Below are 21,660 nucleotides of genomic sequence, written 5' to 3'. Positions count from 1 at the left end.
TAGGAATGGTTAGGCACTTTTAGCTAACTGGGGAAATAAGAGCTCATTTTCACCTTGGTAAATTTTAGCCTGTTGACTACCAAGGAAATAGTGCTCACCACGCACAGGCGTTGCATGAGAAGATTGCCAAACTACAGAGAGAGGTTCATGCCCCCAACCTATAGGCTGTACCGTTAACTGCCAGAAATGCCCTCTCGGCCCTGATTCAATCACACGAACCGGTAATCGGTGTTGTTCATCAACGTCTTTCTTCAATGTTATATCCCATGGACGTAAAAACACATCCACCTCGCCTTGTTGGGCACTTGCATGATGTAGAGGGAATTCATAACCATCAATATGTAACTGAGAACCTTTAATTTGCCCATGGAGTTGATTCACTTCCCCCATAAACTCCAACACAAAACGCGTTTCAGGACGTTGCCAGATATCATCAGGAGTGCCAACTTGCTCAATATGCCCCTGACTCATCACCACTATCCTATCGGCAACTTCCATGGCCTCTTCCTGATCATGGGTGACAAATACACTGGTAAACTTCAATTCATCATGTAATTGACGTAACCAGCGGCGCAATTCAATACGTACCTGAGCATCCAACGCACCGAAAGGCTCATCTAGCAATAAAATTTGTGGCTCTACAGCCAAGGCACGAGCCAGCGCAACACGCTGTTTTTGCCCTCCTGAAAGCTGAGAAGGATAACGAGAGGCCAAATGCGCCAACTGAACCATATCAAGTAATTGCATGACTTTCTGCTTGATAGCTTGCGATGATGGGCGTTGTTTTCTTGGCATAACGGTGAGACCAAACGCGACATTGTCAAACACCGTCATATGACGAAACAGGGCATAATGTTGAAATACAAAGCCAACATGCCTATCTTTAGCATGAATACGGCTAACATCTTGACCATGGAAGCGTAGTAAGCCATGGCTATGCTGTTCTAACCCTGCAATAATCCGTAACAGTGTCGTCTTACCTGAACCGGATGGACCGAGCAGTGCCACCATTTCACCAGATGCAATATCTAATGAAATATCTTTCAACACTTGCGTCCTACCAAACAATTTCCCAATTTTTTCAATTTGAATACTCATGGTAAATGAACTCCTGATTCGGATTGCTGCCGGCTCAAATGCCATTGCAATGCACTTTTAATAATTAAAGTGATAATCGCCATTACAGCTAGGATCGCAGCAGCAGTAAATGCGCCTACGGTGTTATAGTCTTGATGCAATAATTCTACTTGTAACGGTAGCGTATAGGTTTCCCCGCGTATGGCACCAGAAACAACGGACACGGCACCAAATTCACCTATTGCTCGAGCATTAGTCAGAACAACACCATACAATAGTGCCCAACGGATATTTGGTAAGGTAACTCTCCAAAACATTTTCCAACCTGAAGCGCCCAGTAAGACTGCCGCTTCATCTTCGTGACTACCTTGGCTTAACATCAGTGGAACTAATTCCCTAACCACAAAAGGACAGGTCACAAAAATGGTCACTAATGCCATACCGGGCCACGAGAACATTAATTGGATATCATAACTTTCTAGCCAGCCCCCAAACCAACTGTTGGAGCCATAAAAAAGTAGATAAAGTAACCCCGCGACCACTGGCGATACCGCAAAAGGAATATCGACTAGGGTTAATAACAGTTGCCTACCAGGAAACTGAAATCGAGTAACTAACCACGCGAGCATGGTGCCAAAGATCAAGTTGACAGGCACCGTTATCAGTGCAATAAGGACCGTCAGTCCAATAGCATGCAACATGTCCGCGTCATTCAAATTCATTAAAACCGCATCAATACCTTTGGAAAAAGCGGTCAAAAATATCCAAATAATTGGCACCACCAGCAACATGACTGAAAACAATATGCCAGTGATAATCAAAGACCATTTAGCCCAATTAATCGGTTGACGAGAAGCCCCCGTGACAGGTGTAACCTGAGCCATTACTTTCCTCCCAACCTTTTGCCAAAGCGGCTTTGTACGACATTGACGCTAAATAGCAGTAATAATGAAACCGCTAAAATAACAGAAGCAATCGCACTCGCTGCTGGGTAATCAAACTGTTGTAACTGACTAAAAATCATCAAAGATACGACTTCAGTTTGCCAAGCAATATTTCCTGCAATAAAGATAATGGCACCAAACTCCCCCAAACTTCGGGTAAAAGACAATACTGTTCCTGCAATTAATGCGGGAGAAACTTCAGGCAATACCACCCGTCGAAATGTTTGCCAACGGCTTGCACCCAATGTTTGTGCCGCCTCTTCATATTCAGGCCCAAGCTCTTCTAACACAGGCTGTACCGTTCGTACAACGAACGGAATACTGGTAAAAGCCATTGCGACAGCAATACCGAGCCAAGTATTTACTACTTTAATATCAAAGTGATGCAGAAACTGCCCGTACCAGCCAGACGCTGAAAATAACGTAGCTAATGTTAAACCTGCCACCGCGGTAGGTAAGGCGAAAGGCAAGTCAACAAGGCCGTCTAAAAAAGTGCGGCCAGGAAAACGATACCGAGTCAAAATCCAAGCGAGCAGCATGCCAAAAACCGCATTAAATAAACTCGCAACCAGTGCAGCCAGTAAGGTGACTTTATAAGCGGCAACGACTTGCGGATAGCTGATCACATCCCAATATTGTTGCCACGTCATTTCAGATAACTGAACGACTAACGCACTCAAAGGTAGCAGCAGGATCAAACAGGTATAAAATAGGCTGCTACCTAGTGTGAGGCCAAATCCTGGCAAAAAGCGTTTCCCTGACTTACGCATTAACGGCGCCCTTCTGCCATCAATTTGTCAAACTCTCCGTTCGTCGCAAAATGGGTCTCCATCACCGCAGGCCAACTCTTAAACTGTGATTCGACCGTAAATAAGCGGGTTTCAGGGAACTTATCTTTATTTGCCGCCATGACTGCCTGATCGTTCACCCGATAGTTAAATTTAGTGATAATTTCTTGAGCTTTTGGACTATATAGGTAATTAAGATAGGCTTTCGCCACCTCTTCCGTACCATTTTTCTGAACGTTTTTGTCAACCCAAGCAACTGGGAACTCCGCCAGAATATCGACAGGAGGAACGATAACTTCATAGTCCGTTTCACCATACTGCTGACGAATATTGTTCACTTCTGATTCAAAGCTAATCAATACATCCCCAAGGCCTCTTTCAATAAAGGAAGTTGAGGCACCACGCCCCCCTGTATCGAACACTTCTACATTTTTCAAAAACTGCTTCATCTGCTCGCGGGTTTTCTTTTCATCACCTTTATTTTCTTGCGCATAGGCTCCCCATGCCGCTAAATAAGTGTAACGACCATTACCCGATGTTTTTGGATTTGGAAAAATCAGCTTCACATCTTCACGCGCTAAATCATCCCACGTTTTAATGCCCTTTGGATTACCTTTACGCACTAAAAACGCCATCGTAGAGTAATAAGGTGAGCTATTATTCGGTAATCTTGCTTGCCAATTTTCAGGGATCAACTTGCCTTTATCATGCAAGATTTGTACATCTGTCACTTGGTTATAAGTCACCACATCAGCCTTTAAACCTTGCAAAATAGCTAAGGCTTGTTTCGATGAGCCAGCATGTGATTGCTTGATCGTTAATTTGTCATCAGGGTGCTGTTCATTCCACTGCTTTTCAAATTCAGGGTTTAGTTCAACAAATAGCTCTCGGGCGATATCATAAGAGCTATTGAGCAGTTCAGCCGCTACCAACGGCGCGCTCCCCATCAATGAAAATGTTGCGAGACTCGCTAAGGCTGTTTTCTTTAAAATCGCTTTTTGCATTAGGCACCTACTTATGACTAAACCAAAACTACGCTAATGAGGTTACTTTATCTGCTTTGTTTATAACTGTGTAGCTATCAATTGCCTTTTAATATATCAAATTGGTATATTCAAGAAATTATGGCAATAAGCAAATAAATTATATTAGTTATCATAAAGTTGACTGCGTGAAAGGCCTTCATGAAGGTGCTAAGCAATAGAAGGGAAAAGTAGGATATTGACGCAAAAGTAAATTGCCGCCAGATGGCGGCAATAAGAATAATTTATAACGACAATAAAGTGTCAATTGAAGGGGCAAAATAGTAGCTTCCTGATACTGCTTTGGTCATGCGTAACAGGTCATCATATTTACCATCTTTTTCACCAAACATACTCAAAAGCTGCTGTTCAATATTATGGAGGCGCGCGCAATACGCAACGAAGAATAAACCATGTTTGCCGCTTGCCGTACCATATGGCAAGCTATGACGCATAATCGATAGCTCTTCCCCATCTTCTTCAACCACCACGCGAGAAACGTGTGAAGTCACATTACGTTCGCTTTCATCCAGCTCCACACTGTCTTTTTTGGTGCGACCAATCATTTTCTCTTGTTCTTGTTCAGAGAAACGGTCCCATTTATTGAGGCTGTGCTCATAACGCTGAACAAGAATATAACTGCCTCCCATATCAATGCCATCAGCAATTAATGCAACTTCAGCAATTTCTTCACCTTGTGGGTTTTCGGTTCCATCAATAAAGCCACTTAAGTCGCGCTCCTCAACCCAACGGAAGCCGTGGATCTCTTCTTCGACTTTAATTGCTGAGCCGAATGCTTTTAGTGCCGCCTGTGCCAATGAAAAGTTAATATCATGGCGTTGAGATTGGATATGAATAAAAATATCACGCTGTGTTGCTGGCGCTAACCCTTTACCTAATGGATGAAATGGTTTTAACTCAGGCGCGCTTTCCGGTGTTGATAGCTGTTTCCAGATATCAGAGCCGAAGGCCACTACAGCCCCTAATCTATCTGTTGGATACTGCTCTTGTAATTGAGTCAGTGTTTCAACAAAACGCTGACAACCTGTTTTTATATCAGCCAGAGACCCTTGCACCATTGCTTCAATGAAAATACCGAAACGGCTATGATCTTTCAAAATACCGCTCTGAGAATGAGACATGCTAATCAACCTCTTTTAAATAATTTATTATTTATGTCTAGCGATATAGTATCTCATCGATGACGATTTTCACCTGTTTTAACGCAAATATTGGCTAACATTTAGAAAAATGCACAATTTATTCTTAATAAGATAAGTGGGTTAAGAGGGGATCGTATATTTAGGAGGGAATAACAACGTATTTTACCTTAATAAAACACGTTGTTATATCAATTAAATGTTTAGAACATAATCCAAAGCTATCGACCAATAGCTCTCTATCATCACGCTAAATCACCATTATTTTTTCCAAATAATTTGTGATACCGTCCAGCTCTTTAATTCATCATCCGGTGGCATTAAACCTTCTGGCCCTTGCCATTTACCATTAAATCGATAAATGATATGGGATGTTTGCGGGGCTACACATTCAACAGTCGGTTGATTATTAATTGGCTCAGCCATTTTACATGCGCCAAAAGCTTTTTCATAAATACCGCTAAATGATGAACCAATTTTCGTTCCCCATTCAGTTTTAATGTCAGGGTCATCCACAATAATACGTGAAACATAACCTTTTTCAGGGCCGATCACTTCAATTTTAACCGTCTCATCATCGATACCTTGAAACACGGTCACAATTTCACCTTGCTCAGTTTGCATCCCACTTCGTATCGTGTAACGGTTATCTAATCGCTCCTTGATGATGTCAGCTTGCATTGGTGTGAACCCTGTGATCTCCCCCACACCCGCTGCCTTCGCAGTAATAGGGCTACTAAACCAGTTCATTGGTGAAAGTGAAGACCAAAACCCCCCTGAGCCTGCACAACCCGATAGCAAAAACACACCACTTAGCGCGACTATCTGAGAAAGCTTCACAATTACACTTTTGGGCATAACATCCTCTATTTATTGGCTGACTGACTGCTTACTGTGACAACCTTTTTCTGAAAACATTCCAGTTTATAACGAAATAAACACGCAACAGCATTAAAAATCCAAATCACGATCCAGTGTTTTTGTATAGATAAGCCTTGCTGGCTGCTCTTCTTCATATAACATTTTTTCGAACATACAGATAGCAGCGTCAGACTCCTCATTCACAAGGAACTCAATTCTGCCGCACCCTCTTGCTCGCAATTTTTTCTCTAAGCGACTAATCAGAGCATTGGCAATACCTCGGCCACGAAACTCTGGATGAACCGCAAGATAGCATGCCGTTCCCCTTATTCCGTCATATCCTCCCATCACAGTGCCAACAACCTCACCTGTCACTTCCGCAACAAGAAAAAGATCTGCACCACACTGGAGTTTTCGTTCAATATCAAGTTCAGGATCATCCCCAAACTCATTTAAATCACAGCGTTCCCACAATGTGATGACTTCTTCAAAATCGCTTTGGCGAAAGATGCGTATTTCCATGTTCATGACCCGTTTTAACTGAGTTTTTTGCCATTATCACCGCTTTTTGCGCACAATCAATATTCAATATGCCTTTTTTAACTCAAAAGGGTATACTTTACTCACTTTTTTTTACCAACCGTTCTATTGGAAAACAATGAATTACCCTGATATTTTTCAAGTAAAAACATTTTTGCTTGAACTACAAGAAACCATTTGCCAAAAAATTACTGAACTGGATGGTAAGGAAACCTTCCTAGAACAAACATGGGAACGCGCAGAAGGTGGCGGAGGCCGCAGCCGTGTGTTAACTCAAGGTGCTATTTTTGAACAGGCAGGCGTTAACTTTTCCCATATTCAAGGAACAAAACTCCCGAGTTCAGCAACCGCTCACCGCCCTGAATTAGCAGGTCGTAGCTATCAAGCTATGGGAGTCTCTTTAGTGATCCACCCTCTGAATCCCTATATTCCAACCACTCATGCAAATGTCCGTTTTTTTATTGCAGAAAAAGAGGGTCAAGATCCCGTTTGGTGGTTTGGTGGTGGTTTCGATTTAACCCCTTACTATGGTTTTGAAGATGATGTGATCCACTGGCACACCATTGCACACGACCTCTGCGCACCTTTTGGTTCAGAAACTTACCGCAAATATAAAGCGTGGTGTGATGACTATTTCTTTTTGAAACATCGCAATGAGCCACGAGGCGTTGGTGGGCTATTTTATGATGACCTAAACCAACCTGATTTCGAGACTTGTTTCGACTTCACACAAGCTGTTGGTCATGGTTTTTTAGATGCCTATGTACCTATCGTAGAAAAACGTCGCCACCATCAGTGGGGAGAAAGAGAGCGTCAATTTCAACTGTATCGACGTGGTCGTTATGTTGAATTCAACCTCGTGTGGGATCGCGGTACACTATTTGGCTTACAAAGTGGAGGACGTACAGAATCCATTTTAATGTCAATGCCTCCTTTAGTCCGTTGGGAATATGACTATCACCCTGAGCCCAATACCCCCGAAGCCAAGCTGTATAGTGACTTTTTAGTCTCTAAAAAAGATTGGCTGGCGAAATAAGCGTAAAAATCATTTTTTATAAAGTCGCCAAAGCACTTGGCGGCTTTAGTAACAAAAAATAGCAAAAATTATCAAATATAATTAATTATCAACTAGTTACACTCTTCCCCTTGTAGCTTATGATTCCATTTCCACCCACAAAATGGAGTCTATTTATGAATCATATTCTTGGTCGTTCCTATCTTCCCCCATACCTTGTTGATCACTTATATAAAGAATCTCAATGCCAAAAGCTTAAATCCACACTACTTCATATCAATGAATTAATGAGCAGAGGCTATTCGACGGAAGATAAAGAACACCTAAAACAGTTATTTACTTGTTCAGCCCGCCCAGGTACAAACTACGAACGCATCATCCGCGATGCACAGGAAAAAGCATTTTTACCTAACCATACCCATTCTAACCTACCTATCTGCTCTCGTTCTGACCTTTCACTGGAGCCTACCTATCCGAGTCCTGATGAACTTCATATGCCCCATGAAGACTATCTTATTGTTATGAAAGAAGGTGATCCTGCACAACCATACACACCCGTACAGATTGTTTATGATTCTATTGGCTATGTTAGGCAGTTTTATAAAGAGAAGCTCAACATTGATAAGATCTTTGGTTGTGATTCGCAAATCAATGCGGTAGTTCATTTCGACAAAAATTATCCAAACGCATTCTGGAATTCACAAGCTATCTATTTCGGTGATGGTGATAGTATCTATTTTGGCCCGTTTTATAATGATATTGATATTATTGCACACGAATTAACCCATGGGTTTATTACCTTTACGACTGATTTTGATTATATTTTCCAGTCAGGCGCCTTGAATGAATCCGTTGCCGACGTTGTCGGTATTATGGTTAAACAGTATGTAGCAAATGAAACAGCAGCTGAGTCCAATTGGCTGCTCGGTGAAAACCTTTTTATCAATAAAGCCAAAGCTCCTGCTTTACGTTCTATGGCCGCACCGGGAACCGCCTATCGCCTTTCGGAAACAAACAGAGACCCACAAGTCGGTCATATGAGAGATTACAAAAATCTGTCTATTTTCCAAGACAATGGTGGTGTGCATATTAATTCAGGTATACCTAATAAAGCATTTTACCTGCTGGCGACAACGTTAGGTGGTTACTCATGGGAGGTAGCGGGACAGATTTGGATCCGTACTATGTTTGATAAGACACTTAGCACGCGAGCAACATTTGACGATTTCGCCAAAGCAACCATTAGAACAGCGACAGAAAAATTTGACCATCATGTCGTTAATCTTACTCGCAAAAGCTGGGAAAATGTGGGTATCTACGTTTAAGTTTGCAAATAAAATGCCCTGTCACTAACAGACAGAGCTTGTCAGCCATAAAATACGGCTGACATTTTAAAACATAAGGTTAGCGTCTTTTCTTTTTACGGCCTGGTTGAGTGAAACGTTTACGAGACGCAGTATCAGCCATTCCTTTAGGCTTGCTGCCTGCATTTGGCTTGCTACCCGTTTTCCCTGCCGTTGATGTTTTCGGTTTAACAGACTTTTTCGGCTTAGCCTCTGATTCTGATTTTTCAATCATCTCAAATAGCTTAATTAGCTCATCATCTGTTAAGTCACGCCATTCACCTAATGGGATCCCAGAAAGATTCACGTTCATAATACGCACGCGTTCTAACTTAGTGACCTCAAAACCAAAATATTCGCACATGCGACGAATCTGACGATTTAACCCTTGAACTAACGTGATCCGAAATACAAAAGGAGCTTCTTTCTTTACTTTACACTTTTTAGTTACCGTGCCTAGGATAGGTACGCCAGCTCCCATACCACGAATAAAATCATCAGTAATAGGCTTGTTAACCGTGACTAAATACTCTTTTTCATGCTCATTACCCGCACGCAAGATCTTATTCACTAAATCGCCATGGTTTGTGAGAAAAATTAGCCCTTGAGAATCTTTATCTAAGCGACCAATAGGGAAAACACGTTTACTGTGATTAACATAATCAACGATATTATCTCTTTCCCCACTTTCCGTCGTACTCACAATACCAACTGGCTTATTCAGCGCAATTAACACTAAGTCTTCTTCATTCCTAGGTTCAATAAGTTGTCCATTTACTTTGACAACGTCACCACTAAAAACTTGATCGCCGATAGCCGCACGTTTGCCATTAATAAAGACATTTCCTTGCTCGATATAACGATCCGCATCACGTCTTGAACAAATTCCACTCTCGCTAATGTACTTATTAAGACGTGTCGAAGATTTAATTTGCATGGTTACCCTCTGTAATCTGCATAGATAGGGAGCCAAACGGTTGAACCTAGCTCACTTTAAATAATAACGGATAGTTATTAAAAAGCCGTAACAGAATAATTTGTTACGGCTTTTTCAGAAGCTTCACGTTGACGTGCGACTTCTTCGCTTAGCGTTTTTTCAAATGTTGCATTAAACGCTTACGTTTACGCAATTGAGTTGCTGTTAGCTGATTTTTCTTATTCGCATAAGGGTTTTCACCTTCTTTGAATTGAATACGAATTGGTGTACCCATCACTTGCAATGAACGGCGAAAATAATTCATCAGGTAACGTTTATAGCTATCAGGCAAATCAGAAACTTGATTACCATGAATAACAACAATTGGCGGATTATGACCACCCGCATGCGCATATTTCATTTTCACACGACGACCACGGATAAGTGGAGGTTGATGCTCCTCTTCCGCCATCTTCATAATACGTGTTAACAATGCTGTACCAACACGGCGTGTCGCAGACTCATAGGCCTCTTCAACGGATTCAAACAGGTTACCTACACCGCTACCATGCAGCGCTGAAATAAAGTGAATACGGGCAAAATCCACAAAGCCGAGACGTAGCTCTAACATGTCTTTCACATGTTCACGATCTTCAGGCTTCATTCCATCCCATTTATTAACCGCAATCACTAATGAACGACCAGCATTAAGAATAAAACCAAGTAGTGACAGGTCTTGATCGGAAATACCTTCCCGCGCATCAATGACCAACAACACCACATTCGCATCTTCAATCGCTTGCAGCGTTTTGATTACCGAAAATTTTTCGACCGTCTCGGTGATCTTACCGCGTTTACGGACACCCGCTGTATCAATTAAAACGTATTCACGCCCGTCACGCTCCATTGGAATATAGATACTGTCACGAGTTGTGCCTGGCATATCAAACACCACAACACGCTCTTCACCAAGGATACGGTTAGTCAATGTTGATTTACCCACATTTGGGCGCCCGACGATCGCTAATTTAATTGGTAACGTTGTTGGATCAAACTCCTCGTCTTCTTCATCAAACTCAGCTTCAGCCTCTTGCGCTGCCCAATACGCCGCGTTTTCTTCTTCCTCGGTTAGCTCGACTTCTTCTTCTATTTCAATGAAAGGTTTTAGCGATTTTTCGATTAGCTGGGTCACACCGCGACCATGTGACGCTGCAATAGGGTGGATTTCACCTAAACCAAGTGAATAAAAGTCTCCAATTACACTGTCAGCATCAATACCATCCGTCTTATTGGCGACCAGATATGTTTTTTTCTTACGGCTACGCAGGTGTTTTGCGATACCTTCATCAGCAGGCATTAACCCTGCACGTGCATCGACCATAAATAGAACCACATCAGCTTCTTCAATCGCTTGTAAGGATTGTGCTGCCATGTGGGTTTCGACGCCTTCCTCAGTACCATCGATACCACCCGTGTCAATAATAATGAACTCATGCCCTTCCACTTCGGCACGACCATATTTGCGATCACGAGTCAGACCAGGAAAATCCGCTACCAGTGCATCACGGGTACGGGTTAATCGATTAAATAACGTGGATTTTCCTACGTTTGGACGCCCAACCAGCGCTACGACGGGTATCATTATTTGATGCCTCACTACTCTAATTAACTAAAAGAATCCCGGTTCTTAAACAAAACCCAACCAGAAAACAAAAAACGAAACGGTTCCTACCACTAGGAACCGTTGATTTTAGCGAGAAATTGACAGCTTGTCAGAAAATTAACGAGTTAACAGATAAACTGTTCCGTTTCTTGCCTGAACCATTAGCTTATCACTGGCAACAACTGGGCGGCTATGCAGACCTGAACTGTTAATTTTGTTTTGTGCTACAAAACCACCAGTGCTCATGTCTAACCAATGGAGGTAGCCTTCTTTATCACCAACCACAAGGTAGCCATTGTACATTTCTGGTGCACTTAACCCACGATTAAGCAGATCTTCTTGTGTCCACAGTGTTACGCCATCGCTCTTACGCACAGACAATACACGATCATTTTGGTCGACCAGATAAAGGTTTTCACCTGAAAGCACCATGTTATTGACAGAGCCGAGATCGCGTTTCCATTTTATTTGTCCTGAACGCATATCAAGTGCTGCGAGTGTACCGTTATACGCAATTGCATAGATAGTACCATCATCAATAATTGGCGTCATATCAACATCATCTAAGCGACCAATTTCTGTAGAGCTAGTCACTTGAGAGATACGTTGTTGCCAAATAAGTTGACCTTGGGATAAAAGTACAGCACTAACGCGGCCATTATCACCACCAACAATAGCGGCACCATAGGCAATACTTGGCGCTGATTCACCACGTAAAGACAATGATGGTGTATCCATATTCACTGTCCACTTGATTTCACCACTGTTCTCATCAAGTGCTTGCAACATGCCATTACTGGTATGAACAATAACTAAGCCATCATTGGCTACTGGGCGAGAGAGGGCTTCACCCGCTACTTCGACATCCCATACCACCGAGCCATCTTCTTTATTCAATGCAATGACTGTTCCGCGTTCAGTACCAATATAAATATGGTTACCCGAAACCGTTAACCCACCCGAAAGCAGTGCGGATAAGTTAGCAGAAAGAAAACCTGTGCGCTTAGAAAGGTCTACTGACCAAATTTCTTTACCGCTCTCCAGTTCTAATGCTTTCACTATTCCTTTACGATCGGCAGCATAAACAGCACTACCATCCCATACTGGCGATAGATCAGAATAAAACTGCTCTACACCATTACCGACTGATTTATCCCAAACGATCGTTGGAGTAAATTGGTTTTCAACCTGAGGAAGTGGTGCCATAACGATAGAATCAGTTTCGCTGGAACAACCGGCAAGTAAAGCTGAAGCGACTAAGCCAATCAAAAGTGTTTTCCGCAACTGCATAATAATCGTTTCCTTTCTTCTTATAAATTATACTCATCCAATTTCAAGCCGTATCCTGTTGATATCCATTGATTTCCCCCTATCGCGTATGTCTATCGCTCTAAGGGGGGATTGGCCTACCGATTGGATACGACCCTAATAATTTAGAGTACAGATACGTTGTTCAGTTTAAGGGTAAGAAGTTCTTTAAGCGTCTGTGAGCCTTCACTATCTAGCCCTTGAGTATATGCAGCTTTTGCGCCTGCATTGTCGCCTTTATGAAGTAATGCATCTCCACGAACATCTTGTGCAGCAGCCTGCCATGCCTTTCCTTTGATGTTACCAACAGAAGCTAATGCTGCATCAGCATTCCCTTGTGCAAGCTGCACTCTTGCTAAGCGGAAATTAATTAAATCAAGCATATCATCGGTTTTTGCTTTAGTTAAAGCAGCAGACAATGATTTTTCAGCCAACGCTAAATCGCCTTTATCGACAGCCACTTGAGCCAATTCTAGTCCGATCATCGCGCTATATACATCTGTTGTATCCGCAGCGAATTTTTGCGCAGCTTCAATACCTTGAGTAGAGCCTGAATGCAGTTCTTCGCTCGCTTTTGCAAACTGTTGAGCGCTTTCTTGCAGCATATTTGTTTTATGTGACTGCCAGTAATTCCATCCCCAAACAGCCCCAACCCCTAAAACAAGCCCGACCACCAATGCCACGCCATTATTAGCAAAAAAGCGTTTAATCGCATCAACTTGTTCATTTTCGTTTGTATAAACTTCCACGTGCCTCTCCTTAACCTAACAGTTCAGCTAAACGCTGTGCCAATTGCTGCTGCGATACTGTTTCTTGCTCACCTGTTCGTAGATCTTTTACCCCGACTTGGTGATTAGCGATTTCCTCTTCGCCTAAAATCAACGCAACTTTAGCGCCCTGTTTATCTGCACGCGCTAATTGCTTTTTAAAGTTACCGCCGCCATGGTTGGTCATCACACGTAAGTTTGGTAGAGCATCACGTACTTGCTCTGCTAATAACAGCGCCGATTTTTGGCTATTTTCACCAAATGAGGCTAAATAAACATCCGTGACAGATTCATCAGCAATAAAGCCAGGATTTAGGCTTTCAACTAATAGAACCATACGTTCCATGCCCATAGCAAAACCGACTGCTGGGGTTGGTTTACCGCCCAATTGACCGACTAAACCATCATAACGGCCACCAGCACATACTGTACCTTGCGAGCCTAGCGCTGTTGTCACCCATTCAAAAACGGTGCGGTTGTAATAATCCAGACCACGTACTAAACGTTGATTAACACGATACTGAATACCCGCTGCATCTAACAATTTGCATAAACCATCAAAATGCTCACGAGATTCATCATCTAAATAATCAAACAGCTCAGGAGCATCATTTAATAACGCCTGTACATCTTGATTTTTTGAATCAAGCACACGCAATGGATTCGTGTACATACGGCGTTTGCAATCTTCATCGAGTTTTTCTTTATGCTGCTCAAGGAAGGCCACTAATGCTTCACGATAATTTGCACGAGCGTCTAAAGAGCCGATTGAGTTTAACTCTAACGTCACATGTTCGCTGATACCTAATGCGCGCCACCAGCGTGCTGTCATCATTATCAGTTCAGCATCAATGTCTGGCCCCGCAAGACCGAAAACTTCGGCGCCAAGTTGGTGAAATTGACGATAACGGCCTTTTTGTGGGCGTTCATGACGAAACATGGGCCCTAGATACCATAAGCGCTGTTCCTGATTGTACAGCAAACCATGCTCAATACCTGCACGGACGCAACCGGCAGTATTTTCAGGGCGTAAAGTGAGACTTACCTCTGCTTTATCTGTGTCGTGACGGTCGATAAAGGTATACATCTCTTTTTCGACAACATCGGTCACTTCACCAATCGCTCTGCTAAATAGCGGGGTGTGCTCTACAATCGGGGTACGGATTTCACTAAAGCTGTAACCCTGCAAAATATTTTTAAGTACTGCTTCAATTTTCTGCCAGACTCGAGTGTCTGCCGGCAGATAGTCATTCATGCCACGAACGGCCTGGATATTTTTTGCCACGTTATGTCTCTATTTTTTCGGAATCGAATAGACTCGATTATAAAAGCGAAATGTCATTGGGTTCAATCGACAAACCACAATATTCCGCTTCAATCGGGAATATTCTGCTCTTTTTGGGTTTGTCCGTTTAATTTTTACATCAAGCTATGCGTTGAACCCCCGTCAAAAAGTCATAAAAACAAAAACTGGCCCTCAATGAGCCAGTTGTTTGACAATTATTTTTCGACTTGGTTTATCTTTATACGGTTATTTTCATCAAGCATTGCTGCTTTTGCGCGAATTTTCGCCTCAAGCTGATCAATAATATTGTCATTATCAAAACGCTCTTTTTGGCGAACGCCATCTTCATAGAAACCACTTTTGGTTTTCGCGCCAGCCACACCTAAAGTAGAAACCTCGGCTTCACCCGGGCCATTCACTACACAACCAATAATAGAGACATCCATCGGCGTGATAATATCTTCGAGGCGCTGCTCCAAAGCATTTACCGTACCAATCACATCAAATTCTTGGCGTGAACAGGTTGGGCAAGCAATAAAGTTGATGCCACGTGAGCGGATCCGTAACGATTTTAGAATATCAAAACCGACTTTCACTTCCTCAACAGGATCTGCCGCGAGTGAGATACGTAACGTATCGCCGATACCTTCAGCCAACAACATACCAAGACCAATTGCTGATTTCACTGAACCAGAACGAGCCCCACCCGCTTCTGTAATACCGAGGTGAAGTGGTTGATCAATTTTTTGCGCCAATAAACGATAAGAGCCGACGGCAAGAAAGACATCCGACGCTTTAACACTGACCTTGAACTGATCGAAATTCAGCCTGTCCAAGATATCAACATGTCGCATTGCTGATTCAACCAATGCTTCAGGTGTTGGCTCACCGTATTTTTCTTGGATATCTTTTTCCAGTGACCCGCCATTGACCCCTATACGGATAGGAATGTTGTGATGACGAGCACTATCAACGACTTGGCGAATACGCTCTTCACTGCCGATATTACCTGGGTTAATTCGTAGGCAGTCAACACCATATTCAGCCACTTTCATCGCGATACGGTAGTCAAAGTGAATATCCGCAACCAATGGCACATTCACGCGCTGCTTAATTAATTTAAAGGCTTCTGCTGCATCCATCGTAGGAACAGACACGCGGACGATATCAACACCTACACGCTCAAGTGATTGGATTTGCCGCACAGTGGCTTCAACATCCGTCGTGCGCGTATTCGTCATAGATTGGACAGCAATGGGAGCACCATCGCCAATAGGCACGTTACCTACATAAATTCGGGTGGATTTACGTCTTTTTATCGGTGATTCATTATGCATTTTAATTTTACTCTCTGGACATCCATGTGCTCTTAAACACTGTTGTGTAGTTGATAATCATTGCTTCGATGACCACTATACACAAAAACGCAAACTGCAAACTATCACAATTCTAGTTTTAGGATACAGTTTGCGTCTTCTTAATTTGTGACTTTATGCTTCAGGTATTTTTAATTTAGCAGAACGATTCGCTTTAATAAAACGGCTTAAGTCAACCACATTACCATTGAATTTGATATCAACGTTTGCGGGCGCACCAATATTCAAGCGGTAAGGCAATTTACCTTGTAAATCCAAGGTGTCGCCGCTGTTCTTAATACCACTATACAAGACTTTATTATTCGCATCGCGAACTTCCAGCCAACATGAACCTTTAAAGCTCATGGTGAGCGCATCTTGAACGACAGGAGTAGCTACAGGCTCTTCCGTTGATTGAGTGCGATCAACGCTCACTGTTGTATTAGGTGAATTCGGTAACGGAACGGTTTTTACTGGCAAAGATTCAATTGGCTGATTCTCTGTCGCTTGAGCGGCGTTTAAGTCGACAAGGGTACCTTCACCTGTCTCAGATGTATTTGTTGGCGTCTCTGTTGACCCATTGGAAAGCTCAACTGGATTTCCACTTTCATTTTGCTGAGATATAAGCAAATCATTTTGATTTGCCATCGTAACAAATTCATTTTGTTGTTTTTGATGATCTTGCCACCACCAAATACCAACCATAGCAATCAAAACAATGACAATTAGCCAGGTTAGTTTCATTAACCAACCTTCACGCTTCTTACGCTTTTTACCTAAAGAGTAACTCTGCATTGATGAGACTGTTGATGCCGCAATCGGCTCATCATTTTTAAGTAACGCATTCAATTCACTTTCAGGCACATTAACCATACGCGCATATAAGCGCATATAACCGCGTAAAAACGTAGGTTCAACGCCAGCAGGTTTCACATCCTCATCGATTTCCCTTACCGTACTAACTTTAAGACACAGACGCTCCGCGACTGACTCTTGTGTTAATCCCATACGTTCACGCGCTTGAGACAATAATTTTCCTACAGTGATTGGGGTTTGTTCGGTATTGTTATCGATAGTCATTTGCTGGCAACACTGTTTCCGAGTGAATGAAATATAAAGCTATTTTTCCTTAGCTTTACTCGTAATAATCCTAATGTGATAATTATATTAATATCATCACCTACAAAACATTGTAGGTGATGAGGGCCATTTTGCCTATCCATAAATGACCCAAATGATAATTAGACCAAATATTTAGACTTTATCTATAACTTCAGACTGCTTTCACCTTAATAGGTTCCCCAGCCATACGTTTTTTCAAGGTCCGTTTTGTTCGGTCAATCACTTCTCCCGCCAACTGACCACAGGCGGCATCAATATCATCACCACGTGTTTTACGCACAATCGTTGTAAAGCCATATTCCATTAATACTTTTGAAAAACGATCAATACGACTATTCGAACTACGACCATACGGCGCCCCAGGGAACGGGTTCCAAGGTATCAAATTAATTTTACTTGGCGTATCTTTTAAACATTCCGCTAATTGGTGAGCCTGTTCAATACTGTCATTAATGTGGTCAAGCATGACATACTCTACCGTGACACGACCACCATTCGCATTGGATTTGGATAAATAACGTCTTACACTGCTCAGGAATGTTTCTATATTGTATTTTTTATTGATAGGTACAATATCATCACGGATATCATCAGTCGGTGCATGTAATGAAATCGCCAAAGCGACATCAATCATATCCCCTAATTTATCCAGCGCAGGAACAACACCGGAAGTTGACAGTGTGACTCGGCGTTTAGATAAACCAAAACCAAAGTCATCCATCATGATTTCCATCGCGGGAACCACATTATTCAAGTTCAGTAATGGCTCCCCCATTCCCATCATAACCACGTTGGTAATAGGACGACGACCACTGGATTTTAATGAACCAATAATTTTTGCTGCGCGCCAAACCTGCCCGATAATTTCAGAAACCCGTAAGTTACGGTTAAATCCTTGTTGAGCGGTAGAACAAAATTTACATTCCAACGCGCAACCTACCTGTGAGGAGACGCACAAGGTTGCACGATCATCTTCTGGAATATAAACCGTTTCGACTTGCTGGTCACCTACCGTTATCGCCCATTTAATGGTGCCATCTGCTGAGCGTTGTTCTTCAGCAACTTCAGGAGCACGAATTTCAGCGACTTCCTTTAGTTTTGCTCTTAACGCTTTATTAATATCTGTCATTTGATCGAAATCGTCATAACAGTAGTGATAAATCCATTTCATGACTTGATCGGCACGGAATGGTTTTTCACCCATTTGCGCAAAAAATTCACGCATCTGCTTGCGATTCAAATCCAGCAGGTTAATTTTTTGTGTGTTGTTTTCTGGTGTGACAGAAATAGCGGAGGAAGTTGCACATTGTGCACTGGTTGTCATATCGGACATGTTAAGTTGCCTCGTTGTTACACTTTCGGCGAGTGCTACTTTGGTAGCACAACGTTCATAATAAAATCGCCCTGTTAACAATTATATTAACAGGGCGTCGCATTGTACAAACTTTATAAGAATAATGCTAATGCATTACACTAGTTTACCAATTAGCGTGGGCAGATTTCGTCTTCAGTGAAGAAATACGTGATTTCGCGGTTTGCTGATTCAACAGAATCTGAACCGTGAACCGCATTCTCAGTGAAGCTGTCTGCATAGTCAGCACGTAGAGTACCTGCCAGTGCATTATCTGGATTAGTTGCACCCATTAGGTCACGGTGACGTTGAACTGCGTTCTCGCCTTCTAGTACTTGCAGCATAATTGGACCAGAAGTCATGAATTCAACCAGACCTTCAAAGAAAGGGCGGCCTTTGTGCTCTGCGTAGAAACCTTCTGCTTGCTCACGAGTCAAATGCAACATTTTGGCGGCAACGATTGAAAAACCAGCGCTTTCAAAACGATTATAGATTGCACCAATAGCATTTTTCTTCACTGCGTTTGGTTTAATAATAGAAAATGTACGTTGAACCGTCATAAATAACCTCTTAGCGATATCGTGACTTTTACTTTTGTATTCTTAACTTTCATGTTAATCAAAACACAAAGTAGATGTCAGTTGTAGTTTTTTATATTGTTTATCTTCTGATGACGAGCAGCAGAAATTAAGGCGTTGATTATAGGGGCTACGATTACAATTTCCTACAGTCACATCAACATTTTGTTAAACTTTTTATAGCAAAAAACACTATTTTTTTGACTCAGTCACACTTTTTATTTGTTACTTGACTTTAAAATTAACTGACGTGACTTGCCCACCAAGATCTAATACCGAAATTTGATAGTTTCCTGCCTTATCGAAGGTCAGTAAAACGCTACCATTGTGCTCAGTCTCTTGGATCTGTTCACCATTTAAAAACCACCATTGCTGCCCTTGCCCACCTTGTGTCATTAGACGCACATCCAAACTCGTTTTTCCTGGTAGCCGTTGCAGAATTTCCCCATCACGGATGCCCGAAATAAACAAAGGTGGTGTTTCCGTACGCAATGGAGGACAGGACGAGTCGATTGGCGGTAAACGATTTATCCGTTTTTCACTCTGTGGTAACCAAGACTCTAAGGTAATCGGCCACAAATAAACCTCTTTTTCCACTGCATTAGGGCAATCAGGAGCAACCTGCAACCCTTGTTCATTTACCCATATTTTCTGACGTAACCCCAATAATGATTCTTGATCTTTCGCCATTAATGTTGGCGGGATCGTATTATCTAAAATCCAACTTAAACGGCGTTGCCGACAATTACTATCCCCTTCTGGTAATACAGTGCCGCTAGGCCAACAGATCATCGCTTGACTGACCGTTGATGGCTTGGTGTCTTTTGGCATCAATTGATTCGATTGATACAAACGCCCTAACAATAAATTATTCACTTGATTCATAATGGGGATCGCGGTCGCATAACCTAATTGCCCGGCAACAGGAGTACCATCGGGCCGCCCCACCCACACTCCTATTGTGTAGCGTGGATTTACCCCGATAGCCCAAGCATCTCGATAACCATAGCTAGTACCTGTTTTCCACGCTAAATTAACTTGCGCGGTCAAACTACTATCAGGAACAGGGCGCGCTTCACCACCCATAATACGCCGAATAATCCATGCCGCACCCGCTGACATTAATTGGCGATCACGTATTGTGTCTGTTGGACGATAGCGCAATGGCGACACTTTCCCTTGGCGAGCAAAAGCACTATAAGCCGCAACTAACTCATCCATACGAGCGGCAGTGCCTCCTAAAATTAACGACAAATTAGGTTCGCTAGCTAAAGGAAAACGTAATTCTGTTCCCACATTACGTAATTTCGCCGTAAAACGCTTACTTCCGTAAACGTCAAGCACTTGTACTACGGGTAAATTCAGTGAACGGACTAATGCGTCACTCACACTCACAGGCCCATTAAAACCGCTATCAAAGTTCCCCGGTCGATAATCATCGAAGCGTCGAGGCACATCTTGCAGTAAAGATTCAGCGTGGATCAAACCATCATCCATCGCTAAGGCATATAAAAAGGGCTTCAATGTTGACCCCGGTGAGCGCCAAGCCGTGATCATATCGACATGACCAAAACGGCTATTATCTTGAAAATCGATTGACCCAATATAAGCTTTCACACTCATATCAGTATGATCTACTACCAATATCCCTAGCGATGTCTGCTTAGGAAGCTGGTTTTTCCAGTTAATTGCCATCTCTTCCAATTGGCGCTGCAACCCTGCATCAATGGTGGTTTCAATGACCGTTTCTTGTGCATCCTTGACAACTCGGCGCGCCAACAAAGGCGCAGAATTCGGATTTTTGCGTGGCGCTAACCAAATCTGTTCTTGTTTAATATCTTCAATTTTATCTGCTGGCCACACCTGATATTCCGCGAGTCTATCGAGCACTTTATCGCGTGCAGCTTGCGCTCTTTCGGGGTAACGGTCTGGCCTTAGTCGACTAGGTGCTTGTGGCAACACCGCAAACAATGCCGCTTCACCCGAGGTTAATTTATCAGGTGCTTTGTTTAAATAGACCCAACTGGCCGCACCGATACCTTCAATCGTACCTCCATAGGGAGCTCGGTTAAGATACATTTCCAGTATTTCATCTTTTGAATAGTGATATTCAAGTTGTGCAGTACGCCATAACTGTTTCAATTTCCCTGTTATGGTGCGGTCATGGGGATCGACTAACCGAGCAACTTGCATTGAGATCGTACTTCCACCAGAGACAATGTGCCCTGAACTGACGTCTTGCCACAATGCTCTCAGTAATGAAAATGGGTTAACACCGGGATGTTGATAAAAATGACGATCTTCGTAGGTCAATAATGCTTCGATAAACTCAGGGGAAACTTGATCCAGTTTTACGGGGTAACGCCATATTCCTTCTTTATCCGCAAAACGCCAAAGTGGTGTACCATCCTGGGCAACGACCGTGCGCGCCATCTCAACTTGTTTTATCGGCAATGGCCAAATCTTATCTGCCAGCAAAAATAAAAGAGGCAAAAAAATCACCAAGCAGAGCAAAACCAACCCAGCGCGTCGTAATCTTTTTTTCATAGATGGATATACCGCAAA

19 protein-coding genes are annotated in these 21,660 nt (G+C 42.6%); 2 read left to right on the top strand and 17 right to left on the bottom strand.

Annotation, left to right across the window (positions count from 1 at the left end):
- Window positions 1–9 precede the first annotated feature (9 nt).
- The 7 genes from cysA to PSF11_RS11205 form a co-directional block, all read right to left on the bottom strand.
- A complete protein-coding gene (cysA, locus tag PSF11_RS11235; protein ID WP_060561139.1) occupies window positions 10–1,098 on the bottom strand; it encodes a sulfate/thiosulfate ABC transporter ATP-binding protein CysA in 1,089 nt (362 codons plus the stop codon).
- A complete protein-coding gene (cysW, locus tag PSF11_RS11230) occupies window positions 1,095–1,961 on the bottom strand; it encodes a sulfate/thiosulfate ABC transporter permease CysW (protein ID WP_004921327.1) in 867 nt (288 codons plus the stop codon). The genes cysA and cysW overlap by 4 nt, the downstream gene beginning before the upstream one ends.
- Complete coding sequence (gene cysT, locus PSF11_RS11225; protein WP_072502410.1) at window positions 1,961–2,791, bottom strand: sulfate/thiosulfate ABC transporter permease CysT; 831 nt, start codon at window positions 2,789–2,791, stop codon at window positions 1,961–1,963. The genes cysW and cysT overlap by 1 nt, the downstream gene beginning before the upstream one ends.
- Window positions 2,791–3,813: a sulfate ABC transporter substrate-binding protein gene (locus PSF11_RS11220; RefSeq protein ID WP_272682823.1), complete on the bottom strand. Its 1,023-nt coding sequence runs from the start codon at window positions 3,811–3,813 to the stop codon at window positions 2,791–2,793. Before PSF11_RS11220 ends, cysT begins: the two co-directional genes overlap by 1 nt.
- A gap of 263 nt (window positions 3,814–4,076) precedes the next feature.
- Window positions 4,077–4,973, bottom strand: a complete 897-nt coding sequence (locus PSF11_RS11215; protein ID WP_036940983.1) for a Dyp-type peroxidase — start codon at window positions 4,971–4,973, stop codon at window positions 4,077–4,079.
- 279 nt (window positions 4,974–5,252) lie between these two features.
- On the bottom strand, window positions 5,253–5,849 hold the full coding sequence (locus PSF11_RS11210; RefSeq protein WP_004921336.1) for an RpoE-regulated lipoprotein: 597 nt from the start codon (window positions 5,847–5,849) through the stop codon (window positions 5,253–5,255).
- A gap of 93 nt (window positions 5,850–5,942) precedes the next feature.
- Window positions 5,943–6,374 carry a GNAT family acetyltransferase gene (locus tag PSF11_RS11205; protein WP_014656314.1) on the bottom strand — a complete coding sequence of 144 codons (432 nt, stop codon included), beginning with the start codon at window positions 6,372–6,374 and terminating at the stop codon, window positions 5,943–5,945.
- A 136-nt stretch (window positions 6,375–6,510) separates the two neighbouring features.
- Here PSF11_RS11205 and hemF point away from each other — a divergent pair, with 136 nt between their 5' ends.
- Together hemF and PSF11_RS11195 are read left to right on the top strand one after the other, a co-directional pair.
- A complete protein-coding gene (hemF, locus tag PSF11_RS11200; RefSeq protein WP_004921339.1) occupies window positions 6,511–7,428 on the top strand; it encodes an oxygen-dependent coproporphyrinogen oxidase in 918 nt (305 codons plus the stop codon).
- 155 nt (window positions 7,429–7,583) lie between these two features.
- Window positions 7,584–8,732, top strand: coding sequence for a M4 family metallopeptidase (locus PSF11_RS11195; protein WP_014656315.1), 1,149 nt, complete (start codon window positions 7,584–7,586; stop codon window positions 8,730–8,732).
- A gap of 79 nt (window positions 8,733–8,811) precedes the next feature.
- Here the strand turns inward: PSF11_RS11195 and rluF are convergent, their stop codons facing one another.
- The 10 genes from rluF to pbpC form a co-directional block, all read right to left on the bottom strand.
- Window positions 8,812–9,687 (bottom strand): 23S rRNA pseudouridine(2604) synthase RluF, encoded by an 876-nt coding sequence (gene rluF / locus PSF11_RS11190; protein ID WP_072502412.1) that lies wholly within the window; start codon window positions 9,685–9,687, stop codon window positions 8,812–8,814.
- A gap of 148 nt (window positions 9,688–9,835) precedes the next feature.
- A complete protein-coding gene (der, locus tag PSF11_RS11185; protein WP_004921345.1) occupies window positions 9,836–11,308 on the bottom strand; it encodes a ribosome biogenesis GTPase Der in 1,473 nt (490 codons plus the stop codon).
- 138 nt (window positions 11,309–11,446) lie between these two features.
- Window positions 11,447–12,619: an outer membrane protein assembly factor BamB gene (bamB, locus tag PSF11_RS11180; protein ID WP_004921347.1), complete on the bottom strand. Its 1,173-nt coding sequence runs from the start codon at window positions 12,617–12,619 to the stop codon at window positions 11,447–11,449.
- A 143-nt stretch (window positions 12,620–12,762) separates the two neighbouring features.
- The gene (locus PSF11_RS11175) at window positions 12,763–13,386 is read right to left on the bottom strand and encodes a YfgM family protein (RefSeq protein ID WP_004921349.1); all 624 of its coding nucleotides are present in this window, start codon (window positions 13,384–13,386) and stop codon (window positions 12,763–12,765) included.
- Between the two features lie 10 nt (window positions 13,387–13,396).
- A complete protein-coding gene (gene hisS, locus PSF11_RS11170) occupies window positions 13,397–14,689 on the bottom strand; it encodes a histidine--tRNA ligase (protein ID WP_014656316.1) in 1,293 nt (430 codons plus the stop codon).
- Window positions 14,690–14,904: 215 nt separating this feature from the next.
- Window positions 14,905–16,026 (bottom strand): flavodoxin-dependent (E)-4-hydroxy-3-methylbut-2-enyl-diphosphate synthase, encoded by a 1,122-nt coding sequence (gene ispG / locus PSF11_RS11165; protein ID WP_004921354.1) that lies wholly within the window; start codon window positions 16,024–16,026, stop codon window positions 14,905–14,907.
- 153 nt (window positions 16,027–16,179) lie between these two features.
- Entirely contained in the window at window positions 16,180–17,124 is a 945-nt protein-coding gene (rodZ, locus tag PSF11_RS11160) for a cytoskeleton protein RodZ (RefSeq protein ID WP_004921357.1), read from the bottom strand.
- Window positions 17,125–17,317: 193 nt separating this feature from the next.
- Window positions 17,318–18,499 (bottom strand): bifunctional tRNA (adenosine(37)-C2)-methyltransferase TrmG/ribosomal RNA large subunit methyltransferase RlmN, encoded by a 1,182-nt coding sequence (locus PSF11_RS11155; RefSeq protein WP_004921358.1) that lies wholly within the window; start codon window positions 18,497–18,499, stop codon window positions 17,318–17,320.
- A 152-nt stretch (window positions 18,500–18,651) separates the two neighbouring features.
- Window positions 18,652–19,077: a nucleoside-diphosphate kinase gene (gene ndk, locus PSF11_RS11150; protein WP_072502413.1), complete on the bottom strand. Its 426-nt coding sequence runs from the start codon at window positions 19,075–19,077 to the stop codon at window positions 18,652–18,654.
- Window positions 19,078–19,320: 243 nt separating this feature from the next.
- Window positions 19,321–21,642 (bottom strand): peptidoglycan glycosyltransferase PbpC, encoded by a 2,322-nt coding sequence (gene pbpC / locus PSF11_RS11145; RefSeq protein ID WP_072502414.1) that lies wholly within the window; start codon window positions 21,640–21,642, stop codon window positions 19,321–19,323.
- Between the last annotated feature and the right edge of the window lie 18 nt (window positions 21,643–21,660).

The sequence above is a fragment of the Providencia sp. PROV119 genome, from assembly GCF_028482435.1.
Lineage (GTDB): Bacteria > Pseudomonadota > Gammaproteobacteria > Enterobacterales > Enterobacteriaceae > Providencia > Providencia stuartii.
The sequence above is the reverse complement of the archived record's forward strand: the minus strand, read 5'-3'. Positions and strand labels throughout refer to the sequence as shown.